The 17,720-nt window shown below is 68.1% G+C and carries 18 protein-coding genes and 1 riboswitch; of the genes, 5 read left to right on the plus strand and 13 right to left on the minus strand.

Translation table 11 applies throughout. The features are described from left to right. Positions 1 to 59: 59 nt before the first annotated feature. From AC6CID_RS12775 to AC6CID_RS12810, 8 genes are all read right to left on the minus strand, one after another. A complete protein-coding gene (locus AC6CID_RS12775; RefSeq protein WP_248846264.1) occupies positions 60 to 506 on the minus strand; it encodes a DUF7676 family protein in 447 nt (148 codons plus the stop codon). Further along, positions 503 to 1,150, minus strand: coding sequence for a (2Fe-2S)-binding protein (locus AC6CID_RS12780; RefSeq protein WP_033096198.1), 648 nt, complete (start codon positions 1,148 to 1,150; stop codon positions 503 to 505). The genes AC6CID_RS12775 and AC6CID_RS12780 overlap by 4 nt, the downstream gene beginning before the upstream one ends. Beyond that, positions 1,143 to 1,514: a hypothetical protein gene (locus tag AC6CID_RS12785; protein WP_019291077.1), complete on the minus strand. Its 372-nt coding sequence runs from the start codon at positions 1,512 to 1,514 to the stop codon at positions 1,143 to 1,145. The genes AC6CID_RS12780 and AC6CID_RS12785 overlap by 8 nt, the downstream gene beginning before the upstream one ends. After that, on the minus strand, positions 1,511 to 1,921 hold the full coding sequence (locus AC6CID_RS12790; RefSeq protein ID WP_019291078.1) for a hypothetical protein: 411 nt from the start codon (positions 1,919 to 1,921) through the stop codon (positions 1,511 to 1,513). Before AC6CID_RS12790 ends, AC6CID_RS12785 begins: the two co-directional genes overlap by 4 nt. A gap of 40 nt (positions 1,922 to 1,961) precedes the next feature. After that, positions 1,962 to 2,083: riboswitch (cobalamin riboswitch) on the minus strand. An 18-nt stretch (positions 2,084 to 2,101) separates the two neighbouring features. After that, positions 2,102 to 2,929, minus strand: coding sequence for a glycosyltransferase family 2 protein (locus AC6CID_RS12795; RefSeq protein ID WP_498354043.1), 828 nt, complete (start codon positions 2,927 to 2,929; stop codon positions 2,102 to 2,104). After that, a complete protein-coding gene (locus AC6CID_RS12800) occupies positions 2,926 to 3,918 on the minus strand; it encodes a glycosyltransferase (RefSeq protein WP_006552945.1) in 993 nt (330 codons plus the stop codon). The genes AC6CID_RS12795 and AC6CID_RS12800 overlap by 4 nt, the downstream gene beginning before the upstream one ends. Further along, positions 3,915 to 4,994, minus strand: a complete 1,080-nt coding sequence (locus AC6CID_RS12805) for a glycosyltransferase (RefSeq protein ID WP_482127513.1) — start codon at positions 4,992 to 4,994, stop codon at positions 3,915 to 3,917. The genes AC6CID_RS12800 and AC6CID_RS12805 overlap by 4 nt, the downstream gene beginning before the upstream one ends. After that, positions 4,991 to 6,061 (minus strand): glycosyltransferase family protein, encoded by a 1,071-nt coding sequence (locus tag AC6CID_RS12810; protein ID WP_498354051.1) that lies wholly within the window; start codon positions 6,059 to 6,061, stop codon positions 4,991 to 4,993. Before AC6CID_RS12810 ends, AC6CID_RS12805 begins: the two co-directional genes overlap by 4 nt. A gap of 188 nt (positions 6,062 to 6,249) precedes the next feature. Here AC6CID_RS12810 and AC6CID_RS12815 point away from each other — a divergent pair, with 188 nt between their 5' ends. After that, entirely contained in the window at positions 6,250 to 6,828 is a 579-nt protein-coding gene (locus AC6CID_RS12815; protein ID WP_006552942.1) for a TerD family protein, read from the plus strand. A gap of 109 nt (positions 6,829 to 6,937) precedes the next feature. On the opposite strand, the gene AC6CID_RS12820 is transcribed toward AC6CID_RS12815, so the two are convergent. Continuing rightward, positions 6,938 to 7,591 (minus strand): hypothetical protein, encoded by a 654-nt coding sequence (locus AC6CID_RS12820; RefSeq protein ID WP_024101848.1) that lies wholly within the window; start codon positions 7,589 to 7,591, stop codon positions 6,938 to 6,940. Between the two features lie 252 nt (positions 7,592 to 7,843). Here AC6CID_RS12820 and AC6CID_RS12825 point away from each other — a divergent pair, with 252 nt between their 5' ends. The 3 genes from AC6CID_RS12825 to yczR all read left to right on the plus strand — a co-directional run bounded on the left by AC6CID_RS12825 (position 7,844) and on the right by yczR (position 12,315). Next, positions 7,844 to 9,133 carry an adenylosuccinate synthase gene (locus AC6CID_RS12825; RefSeq protein WP_006552940.1) on the plus strand — a complete coding sequence of 430 codons (1,290 nt, stop codon included), beginning with the start codon at positions 7,844 to 7,846 and terminating at the stop codon, positions 9,131 to 9,133. A 128-nt stretch (positions 9,134 to 9,261) separates the two neighbouring features. Continuing rightward, positions 9,262 to 10,800, plus strand: coding sequence for an alkaline phosphatase D family protein (locus AC6CID_RS12830; RefSeq protein ID WP_498354044.1), 1,539 nt, complete (start codon positions 9,262 to 9,264; stop codon positions 10,798 to 10,800). Positions 10,801 to 10,833: 33 nt separating this feature from the next. Next, entirely contained in the window at positions 10,834 to 12,315 is a 1,482-nt protein-coding gene (gene yczR, locus AC6CID_RS12835; protein ID WP_498354045.1) for a MocR-like transcription factor YczR, read from the plus strand. 51 nt (positions 12,316 to 12,366) lie between these two features. On the opposite strand, the gene AC6CID_RS12840 is transcribed toward yczR, so the two are convergent. Next, positions 12,367 to 13,464, minus strand: a complete 1,098-nt coding sequence (locus AC6CID_RS12840) for a CaiB/BaiF CoA transferase family protein (protein WP_039585498.1) — start codon at positions 13,462 to 13,464, stop codon at positions 12,367 to 12,369. Between the two features lie 106 nt (positions 13,465 to 13,570). Next, positions 13,571 to 13,948, minus strand: a complete 378-nt coding sequence (locus AC6CID_RS12845; RefSeq protein WP_024101846.1) for a nuclear transport factor 2 family protein — start codon at positions 13,946 to 13,948, stop codon at positions 13,571 to 13,573. Positions 13,949 to 14,040: 92 nt separating this feature from the next. Here AC6CID_RS12845 and AC6CID_RS12850 point away from each other — a divergent pair, with 92 nt between their 5' ends. Next, positions 14,041 to 14,421 carry a VOC family protein gene (locus tag AC6CID_RS12850; RefSeq protein ID WP_033096371.1) on the plus strand — a complete coding sequence of 127 codons (381 nt, stop codon included), beginning with the start codon at positions 14,041 to 14,043 and terminating at the stop codon, positions 14,419 to 14,421. Positions 14,422 to 14,428: 7 nt separating this feature from the next. Here AC6CID_RS12850 and AC6CID_RS12855 read toward each other — a convergent pair whose 3' ends face one another. Together AC6CID_RS12855 and AC6CID_RS12860 are read right to left on the minus strand one after the other, a co-directional pair. Next, positions 14,429 to 14,857: a hypothetical protein gene (locus AC6CID_RS12855; RefSeq protein ID WP_200358561.1), complete on the minus strand. Its 429-nt coding sequence runs from the start codon at positions 14,855 to 14,857 to the stop codon at positions 14,429 to 14,431. A 23-nt stretch (positions 14,858 to 14,880) separates the two neighbouring features. Beyond that, positions 14,881 to 17,664 carry a vitamin B12-dependent ribonucleotide reductase gene (locus AC6CID_RS12860; protein ID WP_006552933.1) on the minus strand — a complete coding sequence of 928 codons (2,784 nt, stop codon included), beginning with the start codon at positions 17,662 to 17,664 and terminating at the stop codon, positions 14,881 to 14,883. Positions 17,665 to 17,720 lie beyond the last annotated feature (56 nt).

Below are 17,720 nucleotides of genomic sequence, written 5' to 3' on the forward strand. Positions count from 1 at the left end.
CCGCTCCGCGCCGGACCTCGGTCGGCGCCCGGCTTCACACTCATGTGTGCCGGAAGCCCCTACCTGTGCGATCGCGTGGATCGGGTTCCAGCCCCAGAAATTCCGCGGATGCGGTCCCACGCCTCGAGGTGCTCCCAGACCGGTTCCTCCGTCAGTCGCTGGGTGTTGGTGAGAAACGGGGTGGGCAGCATGATCGTGAGCATCTGCTCGTCCCGGCCGTTGAACATGCGCAGACCCCAGGAGGTGACGGTGTCGTCCCTGCCGATCCTGCGGTACAACTCGGCGCGACTGCAGCGGCGGATCCGGCCGAGTTCCGGCCCACTCGCGGTGTGTTCGCCGATGCAGAGATGGAAGTGCCACCGACCGAAGTCGACGGTGACGTACCCGTCGTACATCCCGATCTTCTTCGGTGCGTTCGGGGCCGCGACCTCCAGTGCCGAGCCTTCGATGAGCAGACCGAACCACATGTCGTTCCAATAGTTCTCGGGATCGGACACGACTGTCACGGCATCTCCTTCGAGCGGTCGTCCGGCGGGGTGGGGAAGACGCAGTCGCCGCAGACCCCGCCGGTGGGTGTGCGGTAGTAAAGACAGCAACTACGGCGACGGCCGGTCGCCGGGTCCACAGTGTCCGCCAGACGCGGATCGGACAGAAGGTCATCGACGAGAGGCTGTGCATCGGAACCGATCACCCGACCGGCACCGATCAGAGCGGATGCCGCGTTGCCCCACAACAGGCCGGCCGCGACCACGTCGCGCCACGCATGGACGAGAGGTTCGATCTGCCGGTCGAGGACTTCCGTCACGATGTCGTCGCCGAATCCGGGTTCGGTGATGTGCAGGTGCAGTCCGGCGTCGTTCCGCCACAGGAGTTGCTCGGGATCGAGCCGGATGCATCGTCCGGAGTCGACGACGGAACCGATCGCCACCGACCACACGCGTGCGACGTATCCGAAGAAGAGGGTCGATGCCGCCACGCGCGGTTCGTCGGTGTCCATCCGCGCGGCAGTATCGGCCACCAGAGCGTCGCGGGTCGCGGGGTCGGCCAGATCTGCGGTGGGACGCCATCTGTCGTCGGCAGGTCCGGTACTCACGCGGAAGTACGGGCTCCATACGGCGATTCGCTCGAGAACCCCGATCGCATCAGACACGGCTGTCCTCCGCTTCCAGGTCGAACACCATCCTACGAGGATCGAACCGCATGCGTCCGCGATCGAACGCCTCTCCGATACGGCCGGATTCGGTGAGAGCAGCGGGAGTGTCGCATGTCAGTGTGCGATCTGCTTCGAGCAGCCACATCCGGTCGGACACCCGTAGTGCGAGTTCGAGTTCGTGGGTGGACATGACGACCGCCAGATTCTGCTCGCGCGCCAGGCGTCCGAGCACGTCGACGAGTTCACCCCGTCGAGCAACGTTCACCTTCGAAGCGATCTCCGTGACCGTCCTGCCACGGAAGGCACGACGACGGGCGTGGCCGATGGTCAGATCGCGTAGTTCCACGCCGGTGGAGGTCACAGTGCCGCTCCCAGTGTTCCACGCCGTGAACGAATCAGGACGGCGATGACCACGGGCGCCTCCACGATGGCCGTGACGGCGTTGAGGGGGAACACGGTGGCCCCGAGCGCCGCGGCGATCACCACACCGGCGCGGCCGAGTCCGGCCAGCCCCGCGGTGAACCCGCCGACGCCGCCACCCACGAGCCAGGTCGGGGCGTCGGCCGCCTGCGCGACCACGGCTTCGAAATCGGCGTCGACTATCTCGGACTTGTCGGGAAAGTAGTCGACCGAGGCATCGAAGTCGGTGATGCACTCGTCCGAGGCGTCGTTCTCGGTGTCGGAACCCGCCGTCGAACATCCGGCGAGCAGAAGGCTCGCGGAGGTCAACGCGACAAGGAGCTTCGGGAAGGCTGCGCGTACACGCACGGCGATTACACCCTCTCTCGGGGAAGTCCGCCCCGGGCAAGGAGGTACGGCGACGTGAGTATCTGGCTCCCGGAGATCGCTCTACCGGTCACAGTGGCGGGACCGCGCCGGAATCACACCGACTTCCTCGTGCGTCGTCGCAATGACGGTGCCGAAATTAGCACACGGAACGAAAAGTCTTCACGGGCCGGTCGTCCGCACCTTCGTCCACCGCTGCGTGTCGGGGTCGAAGGAGACGAGTCCCGTCCGCTCGAACTCGTCGAGCCACCCCCGCATCGGCCACCACCCCCAACGCCGGTGGAACAGCGCGGCATTGGTGAGGATGTCGTCGAGATGCTCGACCAGCGGGCTCGACACCGGGTGGTACTGGTGGAAGGCATGGGCGCCGCCGACCCAGGCCATCGGGACTCCGGCACGGGCGGCCTTCTGTCCGAAATCGGTGTCCTCGCCGCCGTATCCGCTGTATGCGGTGCAGAACCCGCCGATGCGGTCCCACACGAGCGACCGGGACGCGAACGACAGCGACCAGAACAATTCGTGTCTATCGTCCAGCACGATCTCACCCGAGGAGGGGAACGGACGGGCCGGATGCGGATCGATCGCGTCGCCCAGCCGGTCGAGGTCGTAGCCGTCGGCGCCCGGTTCGGACAGATAGGTGACCGGACCGTTGAGCAGCGCAGCCGGGTGCCGGCCGGCCGCCTCGGCGTACCGTTCGATCAGGTCGGGAGCCGGAATGCAGTCGACGTCGAGGAAGACGAACAGATCCGACGACGCCGTCCGCGCGCCCAGATTCCGTGCCTCTCCGACCGGCAGTTTCGCGGAGTCGACGTCCATCTCCACCACTCGCGCCGACGAGCCGGCCGTGGCGACGACCTCCGTGACCTCCGGGTCACCCATCGCGACAACGATGTGCTCGTCGGGTGTCCGGGTGCTGCGTGCGAGGCCGTCGAGTTGGCGTCGCAGATGCGTGCCGCGACCTGCGGCGACCGTGACGACCGAGACGGTCACGATCGCTCCGCTAGGTCGTCCAGGATCGCCGCCGCGCGCGCCGCGGCACCGTCGACCTGCCAGCGTTTCCATTCGACGGGGTCGAGGCCGCGTGCTCGCTCGATCAGTTCGGGCCAGCGGTCCGGGTCGGGCCACCCGTCGAGACCCACCGCCAGTCCGGACTTCTCCAAAGCCGTTGCGGTGGAACGCTGTTCGTCGAACGGACGGGGTTCGGCGATCACGACCGCAGGTCGCGCGGCGGCCGCGATGTCGGCGACGGTGTTCTGGCCCGCATGCCCGATCACGACGTCGGCGCCGGTGAGGACGGGCCACGGATCGTCGACCCACGGGCCGCCCGCGACACCGAGACCCTCCCACACGTACTGGGGGTAGCGTGACGAGAACCGGTGCAGATCGTCGACGGTGATCGACGATCCGCCGCTGCCGCTCATGACGAGGACCCTCGGCTTCTCACCGGCTGTGCGGGTGGGAGACGGGCGTCCGTCGAAACGGCTGATCCCGCCGACGTACGAGGTGGCGTACGAGCGCAGCCAGTGCGGATCGTAGACGTCCTGCGACCACGGTGCGATGAGATGGTCGGCGACGCGGTAGGCCAGCGTGTGGGCGGTATCGGTGCGCTCGCCCGGCATCGCGAGCACCACGACGGGGATCCCGTACAAGCGGGCGAGGAGCGTCACCTCCACCGACACATCCACTACCAGCAGGCTCGGGCGGGTCGCGGCGATCCACGACCCCAGCGCGTGCATGCGTTCGCGGAGACCGTCGTCGTGGGTGGGAACCCAGTGGAGGACGTCGTGGGCCGTCGTGTCCTGCGCGGTGTCGACGGCGAGGTCGTCGCGGGGGAGCAGCACGACGTCGTCGAAGACGTCGGCGGCAGTGCCGAGCGGCGCCGACGACAATGCCGTCACCGGCGTCCGCAGATCCGCGCAGATGCTGCTCGCGCGGGTGCGGTGTCCGTGCCCGTGGTGATGGATGTAGTAGCCGATCATGCCGCTCCCGCGAGTTCCCGATACAGCGAGACGTAGGCATCGACCATCGTGCGTTCCGAACAACGCTCCTCCGCGCGGGCTCGGGCGGAGGCACGGGACAGACCGACAGCGCGGGGTACCGCCTCGGCCAGGCCGTTGATGTCGTCCGGCGCGACCAGGCATCCGCTGCTCTCGTCGACGACCTCCGGGATGCCGCCGCGCGCGAAGGCCACCACGGGTGTCCCACATGCCAGGGACTCGGCGACGACGAGCCCGTACGGTTCGTCCCATTGCGGGGTGATGAGTGCTGCTGCCGAACGTCCCACCGCGGCAGCGAGATCCGGCTGGGAAAGATGACCGAGATAGATCACGTCGGGACCGAGGAACGGTTCGACGTGTTCCGCGAAGTACCCCCGGTTGCTGATCGGGCCCGCGATCCGCAGCCGGTAACCGACCCGGCGCGCGGCCTCGATCGCGAGATGCGCGCCCTTCTCCGGCACGAGGCGGCCGAACCAGATCAGATCCTCACCTCCCGAACCGACCGGCCACGCTCCGAGATCGACACCGTTGGGCACGACCGCCACCGGACCAGGCGTGACGTGTTCCCAGGCCGTCGCGGTGTGCCGGCTGACCGCGACGAACGTGCCCGGGCACCCACCCGGAGTCGCCATCGCCGACTCGAGCCACGGCGTCGGCGGCGTGTGCAGCGTGCAGAGCAGCGGGGTGTGCAACATGCGGGCCATCGCTATCGGCAGGTAGTGCAGGCTGTGGTTGTGCACGACGTCGAAGGCATCGGCGGACGGTCCGGCGAGATCGAGCATCAGCGACAGGTAGGCGTGGTGGTCGCCGAGGAAGCCGTTCGCCGGGGGCATCGACACGTCGATGCGTGCGAGTTCGCTGACCTCGAAGGACGGCACCTCGAGGAACGAGGCCGGAAGTTCCGGATCGGATCCCGGTGCGGCGAAGAGCGTCACCTCGTGGCCGTCCTTGCCGAGCGCGTGGGCGAGATGCCACACGTGCGCTTCGAGTCCGCCGGCGAAGGGCTGGCGGATCGGATATCTGTTCGACGCGACGAGTGCGATGCGCAACGGCGTCATGATCTGCTCCGGCTGCTCATCGCGCGCAGGTAGATATCGCGATGGGCGCGGGCCAGCGCGCGACGTTCGTCCATACGTTGCGACCAGTCGGCTCGCGGAAGATCCCTGCTCTCGTACAGTTCTCGCACGCAACGATCGAGCGAGTCGGCTTCGAAGGTGTCCTCGTCGTAGGTGTACACCCCGCACCGACGCTGCTCGCCGTAGAAGCCGCAACTCGGCGCGATCACAGCGGCGCCGAGGTCGAAACACGCCTCGAGCCAACCCGAATGGGTTCCGAAACGGTAGGGCAGCACCGACACCGACAGATCCGAGAGGTACTGCCACAGTTCGTCGTCGGAGAAGTACGGATGCACCCGCACGTCCACCTGGGGTTGCTCGCCGTACTGCAGGATGCGGGAACCGGCTTCCGGGTTGTACCAGTACGCATTGTCGGGATCGAAGATCTCGTCGTGCACGTTGATCTGCAACACCGCATCGGGTAGCGAGCGCACGGTCTCGGCCAGCGTGTCGAGCACCGGGAACAGATCCATGTTCGCGCGCAGGCTCTTCGCGTGGACTCCCACGACGAACGGACTTTCGTCGCGACGCGGTCGCTCGAGCCAGTGCTGTTCGACGACGTGCGGATGCGGCAGGACCGTCGCCTCCCGGCCCCAGCGCAGACGGATCCGCTCGGCGGCGCCCGGCGTGAGGGTGATCAGTTCGTCCGCGGCCGGAATCAGCACGTCGAGTTGCTTGTGGTGCTCACCGGGGGTGGGATGGTGCGGGTTCCGCAGGTCGTGCACCGTGTACACGAGAGGCTTGTCGTGCTCGGCGAGTTCGGCGACGACGTCCTGCAGCTGCTCCGCGCCGATCGCGTCGAATCCGAAATGGATGTGGAAGACGTCGAATTCCTCGTGGTGGTCGCTCACCCAGCCCGGTTCGAGCATCAACGGCGGCCACCAGCCCCCGGGAACCTTGCGGCCGTCGGCGGGAACCGGATCCGTCAACCGGATCACGTCGTCGCCCTCCGGGCAGGCGAGGTGCCGGACGTAGACGTGCGACGCAGGCACCGACGCGACTCGAATCACCACAACCGACCCTCTTCTCCCTCGCGCGACATTCGCCGTACACACCGAAAGGCCGGGAACGCCGTCCCCGGCCATCGTCCGGTGCCCTGCGGCTACCCCCGCGGGACGGCCTTCACACGTCCTGCCCGACTCGTCCGGTCTTCACTAGGGTGGCGGTAGGCAACGATCATCGAGCGAGAGGATTCGGTATGGGTGTGAGCTTGGCCAAGGGCGGCAACGTTTCGCTGTCGAAGGAGGCTCCGAACCTGACGGCGGTGACGGTGGGTCTCGGCTGGGACGTGCGCGCGACGACCGGCGCGGACTTCGATCTCGACGCCAGTGCACTGCTGACGAGTGAGAACGGCAAGGTCCTGTCCGACCAGCATTTCGTCTTCTACAACAACCTGCGTTCGCCGGACGGCTCCGTCGAGCACACCGGCGACAACCTCACCGGTGAGGGCGAGGGCGACGACGAGAGCGTGAACGTCGACCTCGTCGCCGTTCCCGCGGAGGTCAAGTCGATCGTCTTCCCGGTGTCGATCCACGACGCCGACGCGCGGGGCCAGTCGTTCGGTCAGGTGCGCAACGCGTTCATCCGCGTCGTCGACCGCGCCGACGGCCGGGAACTCGCCCGCTACGACCTCACCGAGGATGCGTCCACCGAGACTGCGATGGTCTTCGGTGAGCTGTACCGCCACGGTGGCGAGTGGAAGTTCCGCGCCATCGGCCAGGGCTACGCCTCCGGTCTGGCGGGCATCGCACGGGACTACGGCGTCAACGTCGGCTGAGCCGACAGGGGTCAACGTCGGCTGAGCCGAGAGGGGTCAACGTCGGCTGAGCCGAGAGGGGTCAACGTCGGCTGAGCCGAGAGGGGTCAACGTCGGCTGAAGATGGGTTTCAGCGGACGAGCTTCCACTTCTTGTCGTGCCGGTAGAAGGTCGACCGCTTGAGAGCCCGGGGGTTCGCGACCCCGTCGCGGGTGACGACTGCGGCGGGGGAACCCAACTGCATGGCCCGGCCCGTCAGCCACTTGTAGCCGCCGAACCAGCGCGGCCGGTCGATCGCGGCCCGCAGACCGGGCATCGCGGGTGTGGGTTCGACGCGGATGCCGGGCACCGTGCCGGAGAACAGGCGGGTGTCATCGACGTAGGCCTCCCCGACGAGCGCATCGCCGTTCTCACCGCACAGCAGCGCACGGCCGACGAGGGCGATACCGGCGTCGTCGCGGATCAGCGGCAACGGCTTCGCGACCCCCTGCAGGGCGACGGTGGCGGCCTTCGACCCCGTCCGCAACCCGTACGCCTCCGTGGCCGGGGTTCGTGTCTCCGGGACGTACGCGACCTCCAGGTCGAGGCGTTCGGTGCGCATCAGCCGGGTGACGGTCGCGGCGAACGCCGCGTCGTTGCCTACGAGGATCAGACGAGGGTCCTCTACCGACTCGAGATGCGCGAAGACGTCCTCGAAGTCGTCCTTCTCGGGGAGGGCAGGCGCAGACAGTGCGGTCACGGGGGTCAGCGCCAACGGCAATGGCACGTCACCGCATCTGAGCACTACCGGGGTCAACGGGTCTCCTCGAGGGGTCGGGTTCGTCGGGCTCTCGGCTGCGTCCACTGTAATGGGAAGGCGGTGGGGGAGGGCGGCGGCGACCCGCCACCGCGCGCCGCAGCTCCGGCGCTTCTGCAGTCCCGTCATTCGCGCTCGTCGGAGGGTGGACTACACTGTGGTCCCGGCTGCTGCCCGGTTGGGCAGGACCCTGCAGGCGAGACCGCCCGCACGTAGACACCTGCCTGAGGAGAGCGCGACATGCCGGCAATCGTCCTGATCGGAGCCCAGTGGGGCGACGAGGGCAAGGGCAAAGCTACCGATCTACTCGGCGGACGTCTGCAGTGGGTCGTGCGCTACCAGGGCGGCAACAACGCCGGTCACACGGTCGTGCTGCCCAACGGCGACAAGTTCGCCCTGCACCTGATCCCGTCGGGCATCCTGACGCCCGGCGTCAACAACGTCATCGGCAACGGTGTCGTGGTGGATCCGGGTGTGCTGCTCACCGAGCTCGAAGGCCTCGAGAAGCGCGACGTCGACACGTCCCGTCTGCTGCTCTCGGCCGATGCGCACCTGATCATGCCGTACCACGTGGCCATCGACAAGGTCACCGAACGCTTCCTCGGCAAGAAGAAGATCGGCACCACCGGACGCGGTATCGGCCCCTGCTACCAGGACAAGATCGCCCGCGTGGGCGTGCGGGTCGCCGACGTGCTCGACGAGAAGATCCTCACCCAGAAGGTCGAGGCCGCACTGGAATTCAAGAACCAGGTGCTCGTCAAGATCTACAACCGCAAGGCGCTCGACCCGCAGCAGGTGGTCGACGAGGTCCTCACCCAGGCCGAGGGTTTCAAGCACCGCATCACCGATACGCGCCTCGAACTGAACAAGGCGCTCGAGCGCGGCGACACGATCCTCCTCGAGGGTTCGCAGGGCACGCTGCTCGATGTCGACCACGGCACCTATCCGTACGTGACGTCGTCCAACCCCACCGCCGGCGGCGCCGCTGTCGGTTCGGGTATCGGCCCGGCGAAGATCTCGACGGTGCTGGGCATCCTCAAGGCCTACACCACCCGCGTCGGCTCGGGTCCGTTCCCGACCGAGCTGTTCGACGACCACGGCGCCTACCTCGCCAAGCAGGGTGGAGAGGTCGGTGTCACCACCGGTCGCGCCCGCCGCACGGGATGGTTCGACGCCGTCATCGCCCGCTACGCGACCCGCGTCAACGGCATCACCGACTACTTCCTCACCAAGCTCGACGTGCTGTCGGGTCTCGACACCGTGCCGATCTGCGTCGGCTACGAGGTCGACGGTGTGCGTATCGACGAGATGCCGATGACGCAGACCGACGTGCACCACGCCAAGCCGATCTACGAGGAGATGCCGGGCTGGTGGGAGGACATCACCCACGCCCGCACCTTCGAGGAGCTGCCGAAGAACGCGCAGAACTACGTGCTGCGTCTCGAGGAGCTCTCCGGCGCCTACATCTCCTGCATCGGTGTGGGGCCGGGCCGCGACGAGACGATCGTCCGGCGCGACGTCATCCGCTGACGGGGTAGCTCCCGGCCCGCGCCGATTCGTCGTCGGACGGGCGCCGATCCCTCACTGCATGTTCACCGACGGTTCGCACGGACTGTGCACGCTCGTCCCGCACAGTCCGTCGGACCCCGGGGAGAACCATGTACGTGTCCCGTCGAACCCTGCTGCGCACCGTCGCGCTCGGAGCCCTCGCGGCTCCGGCGGTGGCGTGCTCGTCGGGAAGTTCCGTTGCAACGCCGAGCCTCGTCCGTGAGCGGCCGATCCTCACCCACGGTGTGGCCACCGGCGACGTGCGGGCCGACGGGGCGCTCGTGTGGGCGCGCTCGGATCGACCGGCGCGGCTCGTCGTGGAGACGGCGGCTACCGAATCCTTCACCGATCCCGTCCGGCACGTGGGTGGTCTGCTGACGCCCGAGACGGACGGAACCGGCCGACTGCGGCTGACGGGACTGCCGGCCGGCGAGCAGGTGCACTATCGTGTCGTCCTCGAAGGCGAGGACGGCGCCACGTCCGAGCCGGTGACGGGTCTGTTCCGCACCGCCCCGACCGCACCCGGCGACATCAGGCTGCAGTGGTCCGGCGACACCGCCGGTCAGGGCTTCGGTATCAATCCCGACATCGGTGGGATGACGATCTTCGACACGATGGCCCGTCGCGACCCGCACCTGTTCGTGCATTCCGGCGACGTCGTGTACGCCGACAATCCGCTGAAGGAGACCGTCGAGCTGCCGGACGGCCGGATCTGGCGCAACATCGTCACCGAGGCCAAGAGTGCTGTGGCGCAGACCCTCGACGAGTACCGCGGCCAGTACGCCTACAACCTCATGGATGAGAACTATCGGCGGTTCAACTCCTCCGTCGCGCAGATCGTGCAGTGGGACGACCACGAGACCGTCAACAACTGGTACGCGGGTGAGATCCTGGATCTCGAGCAGTACACCGAGAAGAACGTGGACGTCCTGGCGGAACGGGCTTTCCGTGCCTTCCACGAGTGGCTCCCGCTCGATCCGGCGGAGGCCGTCGACGGACGCATCCACCGGGTCGTGCGGTACGGACCGCTGCTCGACGTCTTCGTACTCGACATGCGGACCTACAAGGACGCCAACGGCACCAACGTCGGCGCGGCGGGGCAGGTGCTCGGCAGCGCGCAGACGCAGTGGCTCATCGACGAACTCACCCGTTCGACCGCCACCTGGAAGATCATCGCCGCCGACCTGCCGATCGGCCTGGTCGTACCCGACGGCGATACGGCCTTCGAAGGAATCGCGAACGCGGACAACGGCGCTCCCTCGGGCCGGGAATCGGAGATCGCGCGGGTCCTGTCGGCGGTCGAGGCGCGCAGGATCACCGGCACCGTGTGGTTGACCGCCGACGTGCACTACACGGCCGCGCATCACTATTCGCCGGACCGCGCCTCGTTCACCGACTTCGACGAGTTCTGGGAGTTCGTCTCGGGACCGCTCAACGCCGGTGCTTTCGGACCCAACGAGCTGGACGGGACGTTCGGTCCCGAGGCCGTCTTCGTGCACGCGCCCCCGGCGGCGAACACCTCGCCGATGGACGGATATCAGCACTTCGGGGAGGTGTTCATCGACGGCGCGACGAAGCAGATGCGGGTGGAGTTGCTCGACTCGCGAGGGACGGTCCTGTTCCGTCAGGTGCTCGATCCACCGGCCTGATCCCGCCCGCGCGATGCGGGGCATACTGGATCGGTGATCACTCGAGCGATCGGAGCCGTGGCGCTCGTCCGCGACCTCGGGAACTGGCAGGATTCGGGGCAGTCGCATTCCCGTCGCTCCGCTCGCCCCGATCCCAGACCCGCCTACCGGGCGCTCGCGGACAGCATCCGCCTGCTCGTGCACGACGGCCGTGTCCCGCTCGGGGTCGCCCTGCCCAGCGAGCGGGAACTCGCCGCGGCGCTGTCGGTGAGCCGCACCACCGTCGCGTCCGCCTATGCGGCGCTGCGGGAAGAAGGCTATCTGCGCAGTCGGCAGGGTGCCCGCAGCACGGTCGCCGTGCCCGCTCGCCGGGGCGCGGAGAACACCGGGTCCCGGATGCCGATCGGCCCGGCGATCGATCTGAGCAACGCCTCGCTGCCCGCGCCGGCAGCGGAGATCGAAGCGGCGTATGCCGCGGCGCTGCGGTCGATGTCGACCTATCTGGACTCGCACGGCATGGAACCGATAGGGGTGTCGGTGCTGCGCGAGGTCATCGCCCGCCGCTACCGCGAGCGTGGACTGCCCACCTCGCCCGACCAGATCATGGTCACCTCCGGGGCGCAGCACGCGATGCGCCTGCTGCTCGGTGTGCTCGACGACCCCGGCGACCGGGTGGTCGTCGACCACCCCACCTATCCCAATGCGCTCGAAGCGATCCGCCGCTACGGCGCGCGCCCGGTGCCGGTTCCGGTGCGCCCGGAGAACGGCCCGCACGGCGGCTGGGATCTCGACGGTGTCGCCAGTGCCGTCCGGCAGACCGCGGCGCGCACCGCCTTCCTCGTCCCCGACTTCCACAACCCCACTGGCCTGTGCCTCGACGAGGACGGCCGCGCCGAACTGGCCCGCATCATGCGCGACACGCGGACCACGCTCGTCGTCGACGAGTCGATGGTCGATCTCTGGCTCGACGCCCCGCCGCCGCCTCCCGTCGCAGCTATGCCTGCCGGCGCGTCGGTGGTGACGGTGGGTTCGACGGCGAAGTCGCTGTGGGGTGGCCTGCGGGTGGGATGGATCCGCGCCGACCGCGACACGATCGTCCGGCTGGCCGGGGCACGGACCGCGGTCGACCTGGGCACGCCTGTCATGGAACAGCTCGCGGCCGCGCATCTGCTCTCCGAAGTCGACGAACTGCTCGAACGTCGCCGCGCCGCGTTGAGGGAACGACGCCGTGCGCTGTGCGCAGCCTTGGACCGGCGGTTGCCCGACTGGGAGTACACGCCGGGCCAGGGCGGGATGTCGTTGTGGGCGCGGATGCCCGAGCCGGTGTCGACCTCGCTGGCTGCCGCCGCGCCGTCCCACGGTGTGCTGCTCTCCGCCGGTCCGCGCTTCGGTGTGCAGGGTGCGTTCGAACATTTCGTGCGCCTGCCGTACACGCAGGATGTCGAGGTCCTCGACGACGCCGTCGAGGCGATGGCCGCCGCCTACGAGCAGGTCGCCTCCGGGCGCACACCCGACGAGGCGCGGCTCGTCGTCTGATCCTGTGCGCCAAGACGATCGTCGGAGCGTCGGCGGGCTCGAGCTGCCGGATCAGACCCAGAGGGTGTCGATGTCGGTGGCCTCGGCCGCCGGACCGACCGGCTCGCCGGCGGGGGTGCGGGAGAAGCGCGGCGCCGGTGCGTGCTGCACGACGCCGTCGATCTCGATCAGCGACCCGCGTGCGACGAGATGCTCGTTCTTCTCCGCCTCGGCCCAGGTGAGGACCGGGGAGACGCAGGCATCGGTACCGAGGAAGATCTCGGTCCACTCGTCGCGGGTCTTCGACAGGAACTTGTCGGTGAAGATCTTCTTCATCTCCGCCCAGCGGGAAGTGTCGAGCTGGTGCGGCAGGTCGGCCGGATCGAGCTCGAGGCCCTGCAGCAGCAGCGCGTAGAACTGCGGCTCGATGGAACCGACGGCCATGTACTTGCCGTCCTTGGTCTCGTAGACCTCGTAGAACGGGGCGCCGGTATCGAGCATGTTGACGCCGCGCTCGTCCGACCACGCGCCGCGACCGCGGAACGCCCACATCATGTGCGAGAGAGCGAGGGCGCCGTCGACCATCGCCGCGTCCACGACCTGGCCCATGCCGGAGGTCTGACGCTCGACGAGGGCCGACAGGATGCCGAAGACGAGGAACATCGAACCGCCACCGAAGTCGCCGACCATGTTCAGCGGCGGCACCGGACGCTCGCCCTGGCGGCCGATGGCGTGCAGGACGCCGGTGAGGGAGATGTAGTTGATGTCGTGGCCGGCGGCGTTGGCGAGCGGGCCCTCCTGGCCCCAGCCGGTCATGCGGCCGTAGACGATGCGCGGGTTGCGCTCGAGGACCACGTCCGGTCCGAGGCCGAGTCGTTCGGTGACGCCGGGACGGAAGCCCTCGATGAGGACGTCGGCGCGCTCGAGCAGGGTCAGGACCTTCTCGATGTCGGCGGAATCCTTGAGGTTGGCCTCGACGATGCGACGGTTGCGCTGAATCGGATCGCGCTGTCCCTCCGGCGGGATCTCGCCGGGGCGCTGCACGATGACGACATCGGCGCCGAGATCGGCGAGCAGGGTCGCGGCGTGCGGGCCGGGACCGAGACCCTTGAACTCGACGACGCGGACACCCGCGAGCGGACCCTTCTTCTCAACAGCTTCAGCGGACACTCGACGAACCTCGCTCCGATGTGTAGGGACTGTCGCAACGGAGAGTACCTTAGCGAACGTTCAGAATATGGCTCCGGTTGCTGGGGTTCCGGTCGTCGGGAGTGGATCACTCCTCGTAGAGGTCGGCCTCGCTCAGTCCGGTCGCCTCGAAGGCCTCGCCGAGATCGGTGTGGCGGACGACGGTGACCACCTGGTCGTCGACCACCCGGAAGGCGATCGCCTCGTCGCGAGGACCCGGATCGGACGCCCAGGTCACCGTCTCCTCGACCACCACGATTCCGTGGTGGACGAACAGGCGGCCCGGTTGCAGCGTGACCCCTGCCGTCGTCGCCCACTCGCGCAGTTCGTCGAGTCCTTGGTCGGGATCGTCGTCGGGGGTGGGGAGCACGATGTCGTCGCTCGACAACTGCACGAGCGTGTCGATGTCGTTGCTGTTCACAGCGTCGTGCCAGGCCAGGACCGTAGCGATCTCCGAAGTACTCATGATCGAGAGCCTAGTCGCCGGATCGCCGAGGTGGGGGCGTGAATCCGCCGAATCCGCTGTCGCACTCGGGCGCTCCGGAGCACAGTGGACGTATGACGATCACCGGCCAACTCGTGAGCTTCGTCCCGAGCACCGACCTCGACGTCTCGGAGATGTTCTACGTCGACACCCTGCGCTTCCGGAAGCTCTCCCGCGACCCCTTCGCGCTCGTCCTCGACGGAGGCGGCGGCGCACCGGTCCGGGTGACCCTCGTGCAGTCGCGCGAGGAGACCGGCTACACCGTGCTGGGCTGGCGGGTGTCCGATCTGGACGGCACCGTCGAACAACTGCGCGAGCACGGCGTGGAGTTCATCCGGTACAACGGCATGGATCAGGACGACCACGACGCGTGGACCGCACCCGACGGTATGCGGGTCGCATGGTTCCGCGACCCGCACGGCAACGTCCTGTCGTTGCTCGAACACCGCACCTGACGCGGCCTCAGCTTGCGAAGGCACCCCACAGGAAGCCGGCGAACAGCACCGCGAAGCCACCCATCTCACCGACGATCAGCGCGGCCATCGCCAGACCCGTCCCGCGCACCGGATGCGCGAACTGATTCGTGGTGTCGCGCAGCGCACCGTGCACGACATAGCTCGCGATCGCGCCGACGAAGAACACCACGATCACCGCGGCCGCGGCGAGGTTCACTGCGGTGGGCCACGCGCTGAGCTCGACGAACACCGCGACCAGCAGCGTCGCGAAGGAATACATCAGGGCCGATCGGTGGGCGATGTCGACGTACGGGTGCGCGAGGTGGTCGTCGGACGTCGCCATCTGCCGGTACTTCCACACGCCGAGAGCGAGCGCAAGAAGGAAGACGGCACCCGCGGCCGTCAGTGTCAGTTCGGTGTCGACTCCCAGGACCATCCCGCCAGTATGGACGCATCACCTCAACTGCAGCCGCTGGTGTTCCCACAGGACGGGCAGGCGTGGCACGACCCGGCCCGTTGCATCTTCACTCCGCATTGCATGCAGTACGGCGCGTCCGGATTCGACGGTGACGGAGCAGCGAGACCACCCGGGGAGGACGTGCTCGCGCTGCTCGTGCTGTGCGTGCCCCGCGGCGCGGTCGCCGGCGGATCGGGCTCACGCACCGGCGGCGTGCTCGTGTACGGCGTGAGCGTGGGGGTGTCGGGCACCGAACGCTCGGCGCCGGTGAGGATGCCCAGTTCGGCGCGCTCGTCGGGTTCGAGATAGTCGATCGCCAGTCGCCGGAAGATGTAGTCGAGGATCGACGTGGCGATCCGCAGATCCGGATCGTCGGTGATCCCGGCCGGCTCGAAACGCGTACTCGTGAAGGCCCGGACGAAGGTGCGCAACGGGACCCCGTACTGCAGACCGTAACTGACCGACATCGAGAAGGCGTCCATGATGCCGGCGAGCGTCGAGCCCTGTTTGGACACGCGCAGGAACATCTCGCCGGGACGCCCGTCGTCGTACTCACCGATCGTGACGAAGCCCTTGCAGTCCGCCACCCGGAACTCGAACGTCCGAGAAGTGCGGGTGCGCGGGAGCCGCTCGCGGCGAGGCGCCGTGGACGGAGCCGCTTCTGCGACAGCAGGGCGCGACGCCGTCGACAACGGTTGTCCCAGTTTGCAGTTGTCACGGTAGATCGCAAGGGCCTTCACGCCCAGGCGCCACGCGTCGACATACATGTCGGCGATGTCGTCGACGGTCGCGGACTCGGGCAGGTTCACCGTCTTGGAGATCGCACCCGACAGGAAGGGCTGCACCGCGGCCATCATCGCGACGTGGCCGCGCGGCGAGATGACGTTGTCGCCCATGGACGTCGCGAACACCGGTGCGTGCTCGTCGCGCACGTGCGGCGCACCGGCGAGATCGTGATGCAGATCGAGGTGCGCCACGATATCGGCGACCTCCGACGGGCTGTAACCCAGACGCGACAGTGCGCGCGGCACACTGCGATTGACGATCGTGAGGCTGCCGCCGCCGACGAGCTTCTTGGTCTTCACCAACGCCAGATCCGGTTCGATCCCGGTGGTGTCGCAATCCATCGCGAGCCCGATCGTGCCGGTCGGTGCGAGCACGCTGACCTGGCTGTTGCGCACACCGTGGGCAGAGCCGTCGGCCACGGCGCGGTCCCACGCCTGTCGTGCCGCATCGAGCACGTCGGCCGGTGCGAGATCGGCGTCGATGTCATCGAGTGCGCCACGATGCTTGCCCAGCACGTCGAGCATCGGCGCGCGGTTCTCGTCGAAACCGTCGAACGGTCCGAGGCGCCTCGCCATGTCCGCCGACACGGCGTAGGCGTGACCGGTCATCAGGGCGGTGATCGCCGCAGCCGTCGCGCGTCCGGCCTCGCTGTCGTAGGGCAGGCCCGAAGCCATGAGCAGCGCACCGAGGTTGGCGTAACCGAGCCCGAGCTGCCGGAACCGCCGCGACGTCTCACCGATCCGCTCGGTGGGGTAGTCGGCGCGGCCGACGAGGATTTCCTGCGCGGTGAGCATCACCGCCACGGAGTGACGGAAACCGTCGACGTCGAAGGTGCCGTCCTCGCGCAGGAAGGTCAGCAGATTCAGGCTCGCGAGGTTGCAGGCCGAATCGTCGAGATGCATGTACTCCGAGCAGGGATTCGACGCGTTGATCCGGCCGGTCGCGGAGGCGGTGTGCCAGGCATTGATCGTCGTGTCGTACTGGATGCCCGGGTCGGCGCACTCCCAGGTGGCGGCGGCGGTGCGCTGCAACAACTCTCGCGCGCGGACAGTCCGGACCGTCTCGCCGGTCGTCACGGTACGCAGCGGCCACTCGGCGTCGGCCACCACCGCGTGCATGAACTCGTCGGTCACGCGCACCGAGTTGTTCGCGTTCTGGTATTGCACCGAATGGATGTCGGTGCCGTCGAGACCCATGTCGAAACCGGCCTCGGCGAGCACCCGCGCCTTGCGTTCCTCGATCGCCTTGCAGTCGACGAACTCCTCGATGTCGGGATGGTCGACGTCGAGGATCACCATCTTCGCGGCCCGCCGGGTCTTGCCGCCGGACTTGATGGTGCCGGCGGAGGCGTCGGCGCCGCGCATGAAGCTGACCGGCCCCGATGCGCTTCCGCCACCGGTCAGCGGTTCGGCCGACGAGCGGATCCGGGAGAGGTTCACCCCGGCGCCCGACCCGCCCTTGAAGATCACCGCTTCCTGCCGGTACCACTCGAGGATCGAGTCGATGCTGTCGTCGACCGACAGAATGAAACACGCGCTGGCCTGCTGCGGAGTGTTCGGCACCCCGATGTTGAACCAGACGGGACTGTTGAACGAGGCCCGCTGGTGGATCAGCAGATAGGTCAGCTCGGCGGCGAACGCCTCCGGATCGTCGAGATGACCGTCGGTGTGCCCCCACGCCGTGATCGTGTCGACGATGCGCGCGATCACGTCGCGCAACGAGTGCTCACGATCCGGGTGTCCGAGCTGCCCGCGGAAGTACTTCTGCGTGACGATGTCGGTGGCGTTCTGCGACCAGAAGGCAGGAAACTCCACATCGGTTTGCTCGAAGACGACACGACCGGTGCCGTGGTGGACGATCCGCGCGTCGCGGCGCTGCCACTCCACCGCCTCGGCGGGATCGACACCGGGCGTCGTGAAGTACCGGACGTCGCCGCGCACCGCGGCGGCTGCGGCGTCCGATGCACTCTTCGGGCTGCTGTGAGGCCTGGTACTGCTCATCGCGTCCTCCCGGGGGCGTGGACCGGTGGCACATATAGTCCCACCATGCTGCCACC

This window comes from Rhodococcus sp. GQ147, assembly GCF_059759155.1.

Coding starts and splice junctions, on each gene's coding strand:
- AC6CID_RS12800 (WP_006552945.1), bottom strand. CDS start 3,918: ATGATCGGCTACTACATCCATCACCACGGGCACGGACACCGCACCCGC.
- AC6CID_RS12805 (WP_482127513.1), bottom strand. CDS start 4,994: ATGACGCCGTTGCGCATCGCACTCGTCGCGTCGAACAGATATCCGATC.
- AC6CID_RS12815 (WP_006552942.1), top strand. CDS start 6,250: ATGGGTGTGAGCTTGGCCAAGGGCGGCAACGTTTCGCTGTCGAAGGAG.
- AC6CID_RS12825 (WP_006552940.1), top strand. CDS start 7,844: ATGCCGGCAATCGTCCTGATCGGAGCCCAGTGGGGCGACGAGGGCAAG.
- AC6CID_RS12830 (WP_498354044.1), top strand. CDS start 9,262: ATGTACGTGTCCCGTCGAACCCTGCTGCGCACCGTCGCGCTCGGAGCC.
- AC6CID_RS12845 (WP_024101846.1), bottom strand. CDS start 13,948: ATGAGTACTTCGGAGATCGCTACGGTCCTGGCCTGGCACGACGCTGTG.
- AC6CID_RS12850 (WP_033096371.1), top strand. CDS start 14,041: ATGACGATCACCGGCCAACTCGTGAGCTTCGTCCCGAGCACCGACCTC.
- AC6CID_RS12855 (WP_200358561.1), bottom strand. CDS start 14,857: ATGGTCCTGGGAGTCGACACCGAACTGACACTGACGGCCGCGGGTGCC.
- AC6CID_RS12860 (WP_006552933.1), bottom strand. CDS start 17,664: ATGAGCAGTACCAGGCCTCACAGCAGCCCGAAGAGTGCATCGGACGCC.